Genomic DNA, 14,774 nt, shown 5'->3' on the forward strand with positions numbered 1-14,774 from the left:
CTTTACTTGGGATTATTCCGCAGCCTGAATACACTCCGCGTCCAGTGGGGTGACCCGTGAGCCTCCTCGTCACAAGGCTCCTGCGGGGTCTCACTCTGGCCACTAATCCCACTGGAGTCTCCCTGTATTCAGACTGCTACTTTTCAATTCTAATGTACAATTTATTTAACCAACGAGTGTTTAAATGCATAGATGACTGCTTGTGTGCGGTCATTTACTTCTAGCTTAGACAAGACATTGCTCACATGAACCTTGACTGTTTTAAGGGAAATAAAGAGTTCATCCCCAATTTCTTGGTTCGTTTTCCCTTGGGCCATTAATAGTAATACCTCAAGCTCTCGATTCGTTAATTCCTCGTGGAGTGGGACTTCCTGTTTACGCATTTTCATCATCATTTTTCCTGTTACCTCTGGTTCGAGAACCGTTTGACCTTCATAGGTAGAACGAACGGCATTAGCGATTTCACTCGCCTTTGACGTCTTAAGCATATAACTAGTGGCTCCCGCTTCTAGTGCCGGATACACCTTCTCATCGTCTAAAAAGCTTGTCACAATCACGATTTTTGCTTCTGGCCACTTGGCAATGATTTGTCTTGTTGCCTCGATTCCATCCATCTCTTTCATGACTAAATCCATCAAAATCACGTCTGGACGTAACGTAAGGGCGAGTTCGACCCCTTTTTTCCCATCCTCAGCTTCTGCGATCACTTCAATATCTGGCTGTGCTGTTAAATAAGAGGATACTCCGATTCTTACCATTTCATGATCATCAACGAATAATACCTTAATCATTTTCTACCTTCACCCCATCATTGGCACTTTTACCTCAAGCTTAGTTCCACTGTTTTTGACGCTGACTACTTTTAATGTTCCACCTATTTCAGCTGCTCGGTCCTGCATATTCTGCATTCCGTAAGACCCTGGTGTAGAAGCATCATTGTTCATTTCAAAGCCGACACCATTGTCAACAATTCTTAAAATTACAAAGTTATCTCTTAAAATGAGCAAGATTTCAACCTTAGTACATTTGGCATGTCTGAGCGTATTAGAAACCGACTCTTGAAGGATACGGAATAAATGATCCTCGATCCCTTTATCTAACTGCATCTCTTCAATCTTCCAAGTAATTTCCATCGGAACCTTTTGGGTCAGTTCAAACAATAGCTCTTTGATGCCCTCTTGTAATGATTTCCCCTTTAATGCAGCAGGACGTAGATGTAATAGTAAGGCTCTCATTTCCAATTGTGATTGGTGTATCATGTTTTCTACTAGCTTTAATTGCTTGCTTTCGGAATCTTCCACTTGTGCTCTAGATTCTGTTATGGCTGACATAAGCATCGATGCAGCAAACAATTGCTGGCTGACTGAGTCATGTAATTCTCTTGCAAGACGATTTCTCTCTCTCGAAATAATTTCTTGAATTCGTTTTTCTTGATCTTCGGCTTTTTCTGTTGCTAGCTTTTGAGAACGTCTAACTTGCTCAGCCATTGTCAGCTTGATATTATTGATTTTCTTAATAATGACCTCTTCTTCTATATCCGTCCCTAGCGGCTGAAGCTCTTCTGTATTTCCTTCTTCTACTAAACTAAGACGATTTGCGATTTCTCTTAACTGGTTTCTTTTAGCAAGCCCATTGAAAAAACCAAACATGATACCTATCACAATGCAAATACTTGGTATGATAATAATGAAGGGAACATCTAATATTTTTTGTTGCCATAATAATGACCAATTGTCTAAAGGAAAGGTTAGAAAAATCCCAAGTGATGATATAAGCAACAGTAATACTGATAGGCAGGTAGCAAGTAAAATTTGTCGTTGAAGTATACTCATTGTCGCTTCACCTCAAGGTCTCCATAAATCATTGAGGTTACGATCTTAATTTTCTGACTAGAAGCTTGATAATCAGCGGTTTCAAAAGAAAGTGTTTGATTAAATGCCTTTGACTCCTTATGCTGAAATACAGATGTTCCTCCTAAGATGGCTGAATGATGGATTGTTACTTCTAATTCATAAGGAACAAGAATTTTGATATTTCCTGCGATGCCTCGAATGAAGATAATTGATTCACCCTCAGGTAACACTGTATTACTTAAATCAATAACGGCTTCTCCTATCCCCATTTGTATGTTAATATCATTCCATTCATATACCTGTTCTGGGGTTTCGAATCGACCGAATATTGGATTCTTAAATAGAGGTTGCTTTTTAACGACTTGCTCATTACCCTCTGACTGTGAGTTCTCAATGATAGGCTCCACCTTAAGAGGGTCTTTTTTTGTTTGATAATACTTATGAACAAAATAAATAATAATGGCTAACAAAAGAAACTTGAAGGCACTACTACTTAGAATCGCAACAATAATTGTTACGACACCAAACCAAAACATGACTTTCCCGAAGGTGCTTTCATATTTCGTACTACCAAAATAAATACACAGACCAGAAATTAATGCTGAGAACATAACCCCGTGATTAAAAAAGGTCACTTCTATGATTAAAATAGCAATACCAACCATCGCAATCCAGCTTCGGAAATCTTCTTTTTTAAATTGCAGCATGGGGCTATCCCCCTTAATTTATTATCTTCTCTGAAGTTTTTTTGTCTACTAAAAGGCATAGTTACCTATGCCTCTAGCATACCATGATTAGATTATGAAAGAGTATTAGTTTCTTCTTTTTTTACTCTTTTTCTAACTGAGCAATTCTTGAATCAATCGTACTTCGATAATAAGATGAGTTGACCTGAGTTTCTAGTTGATCGATGTAACGATCCATTTCAGTGAAGCTAATAGAGGCCTTATCTTCATAGACTGACCCTGAATCAAGCACTTGGTTCATGCGAAAGTTTGCTCTTGCGATATTCTCACGTCCCATTAATTCCATTCTTCTTAGGTTCATATCCTTTAGCTTATGCTTCATTTCCTGATATTTTGTCTCAAGCTCTACTAGGTGTTTTGCTGCCTCTTCTAGTGTGGCCTTTAAGCGAGCTGAACGTTCTTCATATTGGAGCTGCTCTTTGAAAGCAAATTGATATAATTCTTCTTCGCCAGCTTTTGATGCAATTTCTGCTTGTTGCTTTCGTTTTTCTGAAAGCTGTGTTGAATGATGAAGCTCTCTTGTAAATTCCTCTTTCAATCGATGTTGTCTCTCCACTAGTTTACGTACTTTTTCAACTTCCAATTCACATTGACGAAGATGCTGATTTAGTGCAGCAATTGGATTTTTCTTTTCCTTTTCATCTAATACCTCATGAAGGTCTGCTGCAATTGTATTCTTAATTCGATTAAATAAACCCATTATTATCGCTCCCTATCTTTTATTAGAAATTCTTCTTTAATTGCTCCCATTCTTTTTCAAAGTTGGTGAAAGGGTCGCTTTCCTCTTTTTCCACGTTCTCTGTTTTATTCCAATTCTTATACACTAAGTAAACAACGATGGCTGCTGCAACTCCAATTAGTGCTGGTACATTTGACAATGTGATACTAATCGCAAAGAATCCTAGAATCCCCCATAACACTTTTTTTCCGGTCGATTCTGCTTTGATGAATCCTTTGAAAGCATAATACAAAACAGCTAAACCAATGATCATTCCTAAGACAGGGCCTACATGAGCTAGCATGATGATTCCTGCGGTGATCCCAATTAGTAATAAACCAAATTTCTTCATCCTGACTTCCTCCTTTCATTTCATGTCTTTATTCTAACTTGATTCAATATTCACCATAATGATCCTCAGTTATATTTTTGAATAGGACTTGAGACGTATCAAACGTAAGACTGATCCATAATAAAAAGACAGCTTTTCAGGCTGCCTTTAAGTTTTACTTACTTATTGATTCATTCCTCTTGCATCGACATTCCAGATGTCTACAACAATTCCTTTTTGATGTACGATATAGTGGTTGAATTGATTAACGACAGTGCATGCATGGTTCGGAATGATTTCTACTATGTCATTTCTTTTTAAAGTGGATGGTGAAGTGAAAATTCCGACTCCATGCTCTTCAGATAAGCGCTCAATCTCAATCTCGGGATGACCAATAACGGTACCAAACCCTCTTACTGTTTCATTCCCATGGGCTCCCTTATCTAAGCATAGCGTCTTACTACCAGAATCAAAGACCACTCGATCCTTATAGACACCAACAACTGACGCTAGCACTGATAGAGCACATTTCTCAATTGATGTCACACCAAGTCCTACTTGAATCGAATCAAAGAATGCTGCATTTCCGGGGCGAACCTCATTAATCCCTTCAATCACCCCCGCAAGCTTATATGTTGGAGTAGACCCAACACTTCTTACTGGAATAGGTATCCCCATTCGTTCACATTCTTGCGCACTATCTACAACTGCGTTTGCCTCTTGAATGGCAATCTGTTGGATCTCTTCTGTAGTTTTTGCAGCATAAGAATGCCCAGCATGAGTGAAGATTCCACCTAGCCTTAATTTCGATAAGAACAGGATGGCTTGAGCTAATTTGACGACCTCTTCCTTCGGCTCTACCCCACATCGATTTAGTCCTGAATTGACCTTAATCCAAACCTCCAATATATACGGAGAACTTTCTAATTCTTGTTGAAGTTCTTTAAGCTGGTCAATATGATCCACAGCTATTTTTAATTTAACTCCTTTAGCTAATAGCCCTTTGATTCGTTCAATCTTCTGTTTTTTTGAAATAGGGTAGGCGACCAGGATATCAGTGATTCCTCCTGCAGCCATTACCTCAGCCTCAGATAACTTTGCAACAGTAATTCCTATAGCTCCTGCCTCCACCTGCATATTCGCAAGTCTTACAGATTTATGTGTTTTAATATGTGGCCGAAGAACCAATTGATTCTCTACCGCAAAAGTAGTCATATCGTCTATATTTGCTTGTAGTTTATCCAGATCTAGCAATAACGAAGGTGTATCAAGCTCTTTGATTAATTGTCCTGTCTCCATCACAATCCCCACCTGACTATGTTAATAGTTCCATCATAACTAAAAAAAGGACAAATAATCTAGAGATTTCATAGATCATTTGTCCTTTTTGTAAAATAAATTATAGTGATTTACTTAAGTCCAGCTTCAATTTCGTTAGCCATTTCACCAACAGAAATTAAGCCTCCACCTGATAAATACCAGAAATCAGGATTTAAGTATACGATATTGTCATTTTCATATGCTTTAGTCTTTTTAACTAATTCATTTTCAATTAATTCTTTTGCAGCTGCACCATCACCAACAGCTGAATCGCGGTCAATGACGAATAAGTAATCTGGATCCATTTCAACAATATATTCGAATGAAACTGATTGACCATGTGTAGAAACTTCAATGTTCTCATCAGCTGGTATTAATCCAAATACATCATGAATGATACCGAATCTTGATTTTGAACCGTAAGCACTGATGTTACCTTCGTTTGCTAATACAATAAGACCAGTTGCACCTGTAGCAGTAGCCTTTTCATTTAAAGAAGCAACAACTTCCTCAATCTTAGCAATTTCAGCATCTACTTCTGCTTGCTTGTCAAAAATTTGAGCTAGTAGATCCATGTTTCCTTTAAATGATTCCATGTAATTTGCTGCATCTGTTTCAATATATAATGTTGGAGCAATTTTGCTTAACTCTTCATATTGCTCTGCTTGTCTACCAGAAATAATAATTAAGCCTGGATCGATTTCAGCAATCTTTTCAAAATCTGGTTCTTTTAAGCTTCCAACATTTTCATACTTCGCATCTTCATATTTTGATAAGTATGAAGGAACGTTTGCTTGTGGAACTCCTAATACTTCTACACCTAGCTTATCTAAAGAATCTAACATTCCAAAGTCAAAAACCACAACATTCTTAGGATTTACTTCAACTTTAGCTTCTCCAAGCTTATGTGTTAATGTGATTGTCTTTGCTTCTGCCGTTTCAGATCCTGTTGCTTCATCTGTGTTAGCAGTTTCTGTTCCACCACAAGCTGCTGCAAAAACAACTAGTAGCATTGTTACTAATAATAAAGTAAATTTCTTCATCTTCTACACCCCTATAAATCTATTATTTTATTAGAATTATTTAGCGGCCTATGACTGATGAGATACTCAGACTGTACGTATTGAAAGTTGTCACATGTTAATTCATGTAACTTACTTGAAAATTCTTGTTTTTTCGTGTACATTTAAAGGTGTTAGAGTCCTTCTTGAACGGCAGACTTAGTCTGCTATTCTTGGAGGCCTTTTTTTTGAGTTCTCATCATCATCGACTGAAAAATAAGTTCAACCAAAGTGAAAGTCTTTCTAATAATAAACGCAAATTCTACATTTGTTAATGTCGCGAATTTGGATGTCCATTTCGTAGATATCCTTTAGAACCTTCTGATCTATTATTTCAGCTGTTGCACCCTCTTTAACGATTTTTCCATCTTTAAGTGCAACAATATAGTCTGAATAGACTGAAGCAAAGTTTATATCATGAATAACGATAATAACTGTCTTACCAAGCTCATCAACTAATCTACGTAACACCTGCATAATTTGAACAGAGTGTTTCATATCTAAGTTATTTAAAGGCTCATCGAGTAAAATATACTCAGTATCTTGAGCGATAACCATTGCGATATACGCTCTTTGCCTTTGACCACCACTTAATTGATCCAAGAATTTGTCTTGCATATCATCTAATTCCATATAAGAAATGGCTTCGTCAACATGTCTCCAATCTTCTCGTGTTAGCTTCCCTTGTGAATAGGGGAAACGTCCGAAGCTTACTAACTCGCGAACTGTTAATCTTAAATTAATATGATTGGATTGTTTTAGGATTGATATTTGCTTTGCAAGATCAGTACTTTTACATTGACTAAGCTCTTTTCCCTCAATTGTAATTTCACCTTGATCCTTTGTGATTAACCGACTGATCATTGAAAGTAATGTACTTTTTCCAGCACCATTCGGCCCAATAAACGAGGTGATTTTACCTTTTTGAATTGTAACTGATACATCCTCTATTACATTTTTATTTCCGTATTTTTTGAAAACCTCTTTTACTTTTACCATGCTTTACTCCCCTTTAATAGAAGATAAATAAAGTAAATCCCACCGACGAAATTAATGATGACGCTTAATGTCGTACTAAATGTAAACACTCGTTCAACAATAAATTGTCCGCCAACTAAAGCAATAATACTTATTAACACTGATCCGGCAATTAAATAGCTGTGTCTAAATGTTTTTAAGAACTCATGAGCCACGTTCACTACTAGAAGTCCTAAGAAGGTGATAGGCCCTACTAATGCTGTCGAAATGGAAGTTAGAATCGCAACAATGATAAGTAGGCGTTTTACTACATAATCATAATCTACACCTAGATTAACTGCTTGCTCCTTCCCCAACGAAAGAACATCAAGATACTTAATAAATCGGAAGAAATAAAGCATAACGAGAACAATAATGATACTAGAGAGCACCAATAAATCTGTATTTACATTATTAAAGCTAGCAAACATTCTATCCTGTACAATCATAAATTCATTTGGGTCGATTAGAACCTGCATGAATGTTGAAATACTTCCAAAGAATGTACCAAAGATTAACCCTACTAATAGTAAGAAATAGATATTTTGTCCTTCACCCTTGAAGAGTAATTTATATAAAATACCTGCAAACAGTACCATTAGTACAACTGAGATTAAGAAATTTATATTTTTATCCATCGCCGTTAAGCTTGTTGAACCAAAGGCGAAGATGATCACCGTTTGAATTAATAGATAGAGAGAATCTAGACCGATAATGCTCGGTGTTAAGATTCGATTATTGGTAATTGTCTGGAACACAAGTGTCGAGAAGGCAATAACTGCTCCTGTAATGACAATCGCAAGAATTTTCTTTCCTCTGCGAGATAGGACATATTCCCAATTACTTCCTACATCATAAAATAAAAACAACGATACTAATACGATAGTTATTACGAAAAGAATTCCTAATTTAATCTTATTATGCATATGCCCTTCTCCTCATCAATAGGTAAAGGAAAATTCCGCTTCCTATCACCCCTACTGTCACACCAATTGGAATTTCGTATGGGTAAATAACGATACGTCCAAAGATGTCACATACTAGTACGAATACTGCACCAAGAAGTGCGGTATGAGAAAGACTCTTCTTCAGATGGTCTCCCATATAGATGGTTACAATATTAGGAACAATTAGTCCTAAGAATGGAATCATCCCTACAGTTAAGACAACCACGGTAGTAACTAAAGCAACAATCACTAATCCGATATTCACTACCTGTTTATGATTAAGCCCTAAATTCGTGGAAAACTCTTCACCCATTCCTGCAATTGTAAACTTATTTGCGTATAAATAAGCAATAATGACAATTGGTATACTTATATACAAAAGTTCATATCTCCCTTGAATACTCATGGAGAAATTACCTTGTAGCCATGAAGACATATTCTGCACTAAATCATTTTTTAATGCGAAGAATGTGGTAATTGACCCTACAATATTTCCAAACATTAATCCAACTAAAGGTATGAAAATAGCATCCTTGTATTTTACTTTATCTAATATTTTCATAAAGACAAACGTACCTAATAGTGCGAACGCAAATGCTACTAACATTTTCACTAATGGACTAGCTGCTGTGAAAAACATAAGTGAAACGAGAATCCCAAGTCTTGCAGAATCCATTGTCCCTGCAGTTGTTGGAGAAACAAACTTATTTCTCGTAAGCTGCTGCATGATAAGACCACATATACTCATACTTACGCCAGCGAGGATTATACTTATTAGCCTCGGAAATCTACTGACAAGTAGAATATGTAGCTGATCTTCAGAAAGCTTAAAAATATCTAAAGGAGTGATGTCTTTGACCCCAATAAATAACGATATGAATGATAGTATGACTAGACTAATTGCTAAGTATCTTTTTTTCATGTTATTTATAAGTTCCTTTATTTTTTTAGCATGCATTCTAACAATGAGATTCATTATCACTGAAGGTCAAACCATTACAACCTTGAGAATGATGAATACCATACACACTTAGTAATGAGATTCATTATCATTTAACAAGTTTCATTATATCACCCCACTATATTTTGTCAACGAAATCAGAAATGTTTTTTTATTCTCATTTTTTATCTGTAAAAATAAAAAGTGCTAGACCTCAAGATTAGGCAGACTAGCACTTCCTCAATTTACCTATTTACACAAAAATTACTTTAGACTCTAACAGGTATAAAAAATTCATTATAAATTGCTTGAACAGCTCTCTTTTCATCAATTTCTTTAATGCCGAACATCATACTTACTTCTGATGAGCCCTGATTTATCATTTCAATATTTACACCAGCATCTGCTAATGCTTTCGAGGCTCTTGCAGTAGTTCCTACATTATGGCGCATGCCTTCTCCAACAATCATAATGAGGGAAAGATTATGTTCAATTCTCACTTCATCAACATGTAATTCTTCTGTAATGCGTGCAAGAATTTCTCGCTCAGTTGCAGCATCCATTTGATTCTGTCTTAAAATCAAGGTAATATCATCAATTCCAGACGGAATATGTTCATAAGACATACCGTATTCCTCTAAAATTTGAAGCAGCCTTCTTCCAAATCCGATTTCTCTATTCATTAAATATTTACTTATATAAATACTACAGAATCCCTTATCACTAGCAATTCCAATGACAGGTCCATTTGAATTCTCTCGATGATTTACAACCCTTGTTCCAGGGGCTGTCGGATTATTTGTGTTTTTAATATTCACTGGTATGCCTGCTCGAAAAGCAGGTATCAAAGCTTCATCATGAAACACCGAAAAACCCGCATAAGAAAGCTCACGCATTTCTCGATAAGTTAATTCTCGAATCTCTTTAGGGTCCGCAACGATGGTCGGGTTCACTGAATACACAGCATCCACATCGGTGAAGTTCTCATATAAATCAGCCTTCAATCCATTTGCAAGGATTGAACCTGTGATATCAGAACCACTTCTAGAGAACGTAAGGACATCACCTTGCTTTGTATAACCGAAGAATCCAGGGAAGATAACGATTCCATCAAGCTCTCTTAATTTATATAATTGCTCGTATGATTCTTGTAGTACCCTCGCATTACCTGGTTCATCGCTTACAAAAAGTCCAGCATCTTTTGGATTGATATATTGTGCATCTACTCCCTGATGTTGAAAATAGGCTGCTATTAATTTTGCGTTATTATCCTCACCACTTGCCTTAATAGCATCAATATAGCGATCTGGCTTGCTTTTATCACCATGAAGTAATGTTTGTAAATCCGACTCAATTTTCGAGATGATTTCATTTGTTAAATGAAGCTCTTTTGCGATACTCTTGTACCTCTCCAAAACAGCTACAAATAGGTGATCGGCATTTTTCCCATTCAAATGATGCAGTGCCAGGTCAATTAATAAATCTGTCACCTTTACATCATCTGAGTACCGTTTACCTGGTGCAGAAACAACAACAACCTTTCTAGTTGGATCTGATAAAACAATTTGGAATACTTTTTCTACCTGTTCTCCAGAAGCTAGAGAACTCCCACCAAACTTGACAACCTTCATCCTTACATCCCCTAAGTATTTATATTTTCAGTCAATTTAGTATCTATTATTACTCTTTTATAATGAAGAATCAAGGGATTTCTTCCTGATAAATACATTTGTATTCCTAAGAAGAACAAAATAATTCGAAAATAATTTCAATAATGAGTTTATTTTTACCATCTTTCATGATTTCTGCTAAGATGGAGTTAACTAACTAATTAGGAGGGTGAAACATGTCAAAGAAGCTAATTGTCACTCATGAATTAGAAGAAAAGTTGCGTAATCAGATAGTAGAGCTCGTACCTGAGTGGGATGTTATTATCAGTAAGAATCCGTTAGATTGGGAGAATGAACTTCAAGAAGGAGAAATCATTGCTGGCTGGAAGAAACAAATAGTGCAGCAATGTATACATAACCCTTCCAATCTAAAGTGGCTTCAAAGCTGGAGTGCTGGAGTAAACAGCTTTCCTCTTAATGAAATGGAACAAAAAGAGATTCTTGTTACAACAGCAAATGGAGTGCATGCATATCCCATTTCAGAAACAATCTTTGCTCTCCTATTAGGCTTAACAAGAAAAATTAGTGATTATGTTCGAAACCAACAGACAAAAACTTGGAATCACTCAAATATTAAAGGGGAAATTCACGAAAAAACGATTGGTATTCTTGGTGTAGGGGCGATTGGAAAAGAAACGGCTAAGATTGCTAAAGCCTTTGGCATGAATGTCATCGGATTTCGTCAATCAGGCAAACCTGAGGAATACGTTGATCACATGTACAAAATCGATCAATTAAATGAAATCCTTCCAACATGCGACTTCGTTGTTATCACATTACCATTAACTAATGAAACCTCAAGGTTAATGGGAGCAGAACAATTTAATCTAATGAAGCCTTCTTCACTATTAATCAATATTGGTCGAGGTGAAATCGTTGTTGAGGATGAATTAATTGAAGCTCTTCAGCAAGGGAAAATTGCCGGTGCTGGCCTAGATGTATTTGAGAAGGAACCACTAAGTCCTGAGAGCCCATTATGGGACTTAGATAACGTTATTATTACACCCCATACTTCAGGCTCGACTGAATATTATAACCAAAGAGTGATTGAAGATATCTTTATTCCTAATTTGAAGAGTTATCTTAAAGGAGAACAGCCGTCTGTTAATCTCTTAGATTATAAAAAAGGATATTAGAATAGGATGTTAGAGAGAAGTTGAAGATCCCTTTTCTCTAACATCCTATTTATTATCTAGGATGTTTTCGTATATATTGTTGCTTTTGATACCGCAGCCTGAATACACTCCGCGTCCTGTGGGAGCCAACTAGTCCCACGGGAGTCCCCCGTGTATTCAGTCTGCTAGAAATCTATTCTCAACTAATTCACCTGAAAAAACAACAAACTTTGAGAAAACAGCCATTATCTATTACCATCTCTTACTAATGAGACTGGACTTTCAATGACATTCTTTTGTGTTGTTTCTTTGCTCTCTTGCTGTCTTAAGTAAGCAGCCCAATAAATACCTGCTACAAACAATCCACCACCTACTGCATTACCTAGTAAAACAGGCACGAAGTTCTGGATATATTGTAACCAAGTAAAATGCCCCTCAAAGATCGCTGCTGGAATTAAAAACATATTTGCTACTACGTGCTGAAATCCTATTGCCACAAAAGCCATAGTTGGGAACCAAATGCCAAGCACCTTACCTCCAATATCCTTTGAACCATATGAAAGCCAAACAGCTGATGCAACTAACCAGTTACACCCAATGCCTGACACAAATGCTTGGAGAAAGCTGTCATCGATTTTATGCTCAGCTAAATAAATCGTCGTTTCTAAATAAGGTCCTTGTGCTGTTAATCCAACGATATGCCCAAAGAAATAGGCAACAAAGATCGCACCGAGAAAATTACTAATAGTAATTAACGTTAAATTGATTAAGACTTGCTTTGAATTTATTTTTTTTGCTAGTCTTGCTAACGGAACTGCCATCATATTCCCAGTTAACAGTTCTCCACCAGCGATTAATGTTAAGATTAGCCCTACTGGGAACAAAGAAGCACCAATGAAGCTTGAGAAGCTTCCCCATTCAACTGGAAGGTTTGCAGTTACTCTTATATATAATAGAAATCCTAGTGCAATAAAGGCTCCAGCTTGAAACCCTAGAATCACAGATTCCGTCCATTTTAAATTTGCTTTTTTATACCCAGCATCGACTGTATACTGTGCAATTTCTTGAGGCTTATAGTAACCCATATAAATCAAATCCCTTCATGTCAAGTTTCAATTGACTATAAATTTAATTATATAGGTTTTTCCTTGTGAAATAGTGAACAACTTTTAAACTTTTTTCTGGTTCGTTCACATAATTGTCTTAAGTTGAAGAAATACGAAAAGGAATACCTAGTCTTCATCCTTCACATCTATATCTTCTGGAATCGGTTCATTCAAAACTTCCTCAACGTACACCTTGTATTTCTCAAGCTGCTCCAGGTGTGTGTTGAATTGTTCCTTATAAATGAGATACTGTTGTCCATCATGAATCGTTCGAATCTTATTCTGAAGGATAAGACTCTCAATATACGCCTCAGAAGTGGATAAATACTCTGCCGTTTCTTTTATTGTTAAATACATTATTCTCTCTCCAATTCTATAATTCCTATTTCACGAAAAGTGGATCGCAATTGAATCCATAATCGGTGTATAGCCTATTTCCATATAAATTTTATTTGACGTTGGATTTGCTAAGTCTGTGTACAATGACGTGGATTTGTATCCTTGTTCAAGCATCATTGTTGTTAAAGCTGAAACACAGCTAGATGCATATCCTTTTTTCCGTTCCTGCTTCGGGGTATATACCAAGCTGATATTAATATTTGTCTTAGTTGGACGTGACGCCGCTGCCATTGCCACACACCGTCCCTCCATGACCCATGCATGGAGTGTTCCCTTTTCGATGAATTGAATCGCTTTTTCTTCTGCTTCCTCATAGGAAATAGCCATATCAACTTCCTCACAAAACTGATAAACCCAGTTTTTTATTAGTGGAAGATCTTCTCGTTCAACTATCCTCAAAACACCAGTTGGAGCTGCTTCTTTTTTCACTTCATCCAACCGATAAATTCGTTGATTCATATTTATTGTTAAATCACAATCAGTCAACTTAACAATTTCATCTGCTAGTCTCTTCGTGAGTTTATTTTCCCCAATAAGGCCGGGAATGTCCGATGGATATACGCTAACCAACTGTTTTGCTAATCGCTTTACTTCGTCTTCTTCGTTGATTAAGTGACGAGATAAAATAATTTGTCGTGGGTGTGTTTGAAGCATCACAAGAGCCAATCCCTGATTTACTGTTGCTGTCGCCATAAAAGTTGGTGTAGCATCGGTTGATAATGAATGCAATACGCCTAAAATCAAATTATTTTCAACTTCATACTGTTCAAGATATCCTAACACATCTTTTTTAAACAAACGTAGATGATCATACCTTGTTAATTCCAACATACTCTTCACCACTTTCCCATTTTTACTAGTTTACTACATTCTACTAGCTGTTCTACAACATTTTTTCACTCACAAAAAAAAAGCCTTCATAAGAAGGCGTTAGTAATTGTTGGTTAAGGATTGTTTTTTCCTATTCTTATCCTTATACATATTTTTATCAGCCAAATGAAACAACTCATCAACCATTCCCATTGAATAATAGGAATAGGCGTAACCCATGGACAGCTTTACTGAAAGCACCGATCTATTACTCTGGTTATACTGAATCACTTTGTTTGATATGTCATCAACTAGCTCTTCAATCTGCCATTCTTCTTGACCAGTAATCACAATGGCAAACTCATCCCCACCGAGTCTAGCAACAATGACATTGTCTGCTGAAAAACTCCTCAGGATGTTCGCGGCCTCTATAATTAGACGATCTCCCATTTTGTGTCCCAAACGATCATTCACTTGTTTTAACTCATCTAGGTCACAAATGATTAGCCCAATCATTTCATTACACTCTTCATCAAAATTATCTAATTTCTTTGCTAGATATCTTCGGTTATAGAGACCTGTTAAATAATCATGTGTAATCTGATATTCCAAGTCTTTTTGTAGTTTGATTTGGTCTGACATCTTTTTATTTCTAGCTTTCTTTCTGTCAAAAAATATGTAAATACAAAGAATAATAGCACCTAACATAAAGCCTGTCGAAAAGAACAATAAATTCGTCAT

16 protein-coding genes are annotated in these 14,774 nt (G+C 36.5%); 1 reads left to right on the top strand and 15 read right to left on the bottom strand.

Translation table 11 applies throughout. The features are described from left to right. Positions 1–161: 161 nt before the first annotated feature. The 11 genes from F7888_RS18235 to F7888_RS18285 all read right to left on the bottom strand — a co-directional run bounded on the left by F7888_RS18235 (position 162) and on the right by F7888_RS18285 (position 10,564). Entirely contained in the window at positions 162–791 is a 630-nt protein-coding gene (locus F7888_RS18235; protein ID WP_191781994.1) for a response regulator transcription factor, read from the bottom strand. A 9-nt stretch (positions 792–800) separates the two neighbouring features. Next, positions 801–1,832: a sensor histidine kinase gene (locus F7888_RS18240; RefSeq protein WP_191781996.1), complete on the bottom strand. Its 1,032-nt coding sequence runs from the start codon at positions 1,830–1,832 to the stop codon at positions 801–803. Further along, a complete protein-coding gene (gene liaF / locus F7888_RS18245) occupies positions 1,829–2,560 on the bottom strand; it encodes a cell wall-active antibiotics response protein LiaF (RefSeq protein WP_225228881.1) in 732 nt (243 codons plus the stop codon). The genes F7888_RS18240 and liaF overlap by 4 nt, the downstream gene beginning before the upstream one ends. Positions 2,561–2,681: 121 nt before the next feature. Beyond that, positions 2,682–3,299, bottom strand: coding sequence for a PspA/IM30 family protein (locus F7888_RS18250; RefSeq protein ID WP_191781998.1), 618 nt, complete (start codon positions 3,297–3,299; stop codon positions 2,682–2,684). Between the two features lie 22 nt (positions 3,300–3,321). Then, positions 3,322–3,669 (bottom strand): lmo0954 family membrane protein, encoded by a 348-nt coding sequence (locus F7888_RS18255; RefSeq protein ID WP_191782000.1) that lies wholly within the window; start codon positions 3,667–3,669, stop codon positions 3,322–3,324. A gap of 162 nt (positions 3,670–3,831) precedes the next feature. After that, the gene (locus tag F7888_RS18260) at positions 3,832–4,947 is read right to left on the bottom strand and encodes an alanine racemase (protein WP_191782002.1); all 1,116 of its coding nucleotides are present in this window, start codon (positions 4,945–4,947) and stop codon (positions 3,832–3,834) included. Between the two features lie 110 nt (positions 4,948–5,057). Then, positions 5,058–6,011 carry a siderophore ABC transporter substrate-binding protein gene (locus F7888_RS18265; RefSeq protein ID WP_191782004.1) on the bottom strand — a complete coding sequence of 318 codons (954 nt, stop codon included), beginning with the start codon at positions 6,009–6,011 and terminating at the stop codon, positions 5,058–5,060. Between the two features lie 261 nt (positions 6,012–6,272). Next, a complete protein-coding gene (locus F7888_RS18270) occupies positions 6,273–7,028 on the bottom strand; it encodes an iron ABC transporter ATP-binding protein (protein WP_191782006.1) in 756 nt (251 codons plus the stop codon). Continuing rightward, a complete protein-coding gene (locus F7888_RS18275) occupies positions 7,022–7,972 on the bottom strand; it encodes an iron chelate uptake ABC transporter family permease subunit (RefSeq protein ID WP_191782008.1) in 951 nt (316 codons plus the stop codon). The genes F7888_RS18270 and F7888_RS18275 overlap by 7 nt, the downstream gene beginning before the upstream one ends. Continuing rightward, positions 7,965–8,915: an ABC transporter permease gene (locus tag F7888_RS18280; RefSeq protein WP_191782010.1), complete on the bottom strand. Its 951-nt coding sequence runs from the start codon at positions 8,913–8,915 to the stop codon at positions 7,965–7,967. The genes F7888_RS18275 and F7888_RS18280 overlap by 8 nt, the downstream gene beginning before the upstream one ends. Positions 8,916–9,202: 287 nt before the next feature. Further along, positions 9,203–10,564, bottom strand: a complete 1,362-nt coding sequence (locus F7888_RS18285; RefSeq protein WP_191782012.1) for an aspartate kinase — start codon at positions 10,562–10,564, stop codon at positions 9,203–9,205. 215 nt (positions 10,565–10,779) lie between these two features. Here F7888_RS18285 and F7888_RS18290 point away from each other — a divergent pair, with 215 nt between their 5' ends. Continuing rightward, on the top strand, positions 10,780–11,739 hold the full coding sequence (locus F7888_RS18290; RefSeq protein ID WP_191782014.1) for a D-2-hydroxyacid dehydrogenase: 960 nt from the start codon (positions 10,780–10,782) through the stop codon (positions 11,737–11,739). 224 nt (positions 11,740–11,963) lie between these two features. Here the strand turns inward: F7888_RS18290 and F7888_RS18295 are convergent, their stop codons facing one another. The 4 genes from F7888_RS18295 to F7888_RS18310 all read right to left on the bottom strand — a co-directional run bounded on the left by F7888_RS18295 (position 11,964) and on the right by F7888_RS18310 (position 14,774). Further along, the gene (locus tag F7888_RS18295; RefSeq protein WP_191782016.1) at positions 11,964–12,803 is read right to left on the bottom strand and encodes a formate/nitrite transporter family protein; all 840 of its coding nucleotides are present in this window, start codon (positions 12,801–12,803) and stop codon (positions 11,964–11,966) included. 147 nt (positions 12,804–12,950) lie between these two features. Further along, positions 12,951–13,181, bottom strand: a complete 231-nt coding sequence (locus F7888_RS18300; protein WP_191782018.1) for an excisionase family DNA-binding protein — start codon at positions 13,179–13,181, stop codon at positions 12,951–12,953. A 30-nt stretch (positions 13,182–13,211) separates the two neighbouring features. Continuing rightward, the gene (locus tag F7888_RS18305) at positions 13,212–14,054 is read right to left on the bottom strand and encodes a GNAT family N-acetyltransferase (RefSeq protein WP_191782020.1); all 843 of its coding nucleotides are present in this window, start codon (positions 14,052–14,054) and stop codon (positions 13,212–13,214) included. Between the two features lie 99 nt (positions 14,055–14,153). Beyond that, positions 14,154–14,774, bottom strand: coding sequence for a GGDEF domain-containing protein (locus F7888_RS18310; protein ID WP_191782022.1), 621 nt, complete (start codon positions 14,772–14,774; stop codon positions 14,154–14,156).

Origin of the sequence: Litchfieldia stipae, assembly GCF_014837155.1 — a bacterium.
GTDB lineage: Bacteria > Bacillota > Bacilli > Bacillales > Bacillaceae_L > Litchfieldia.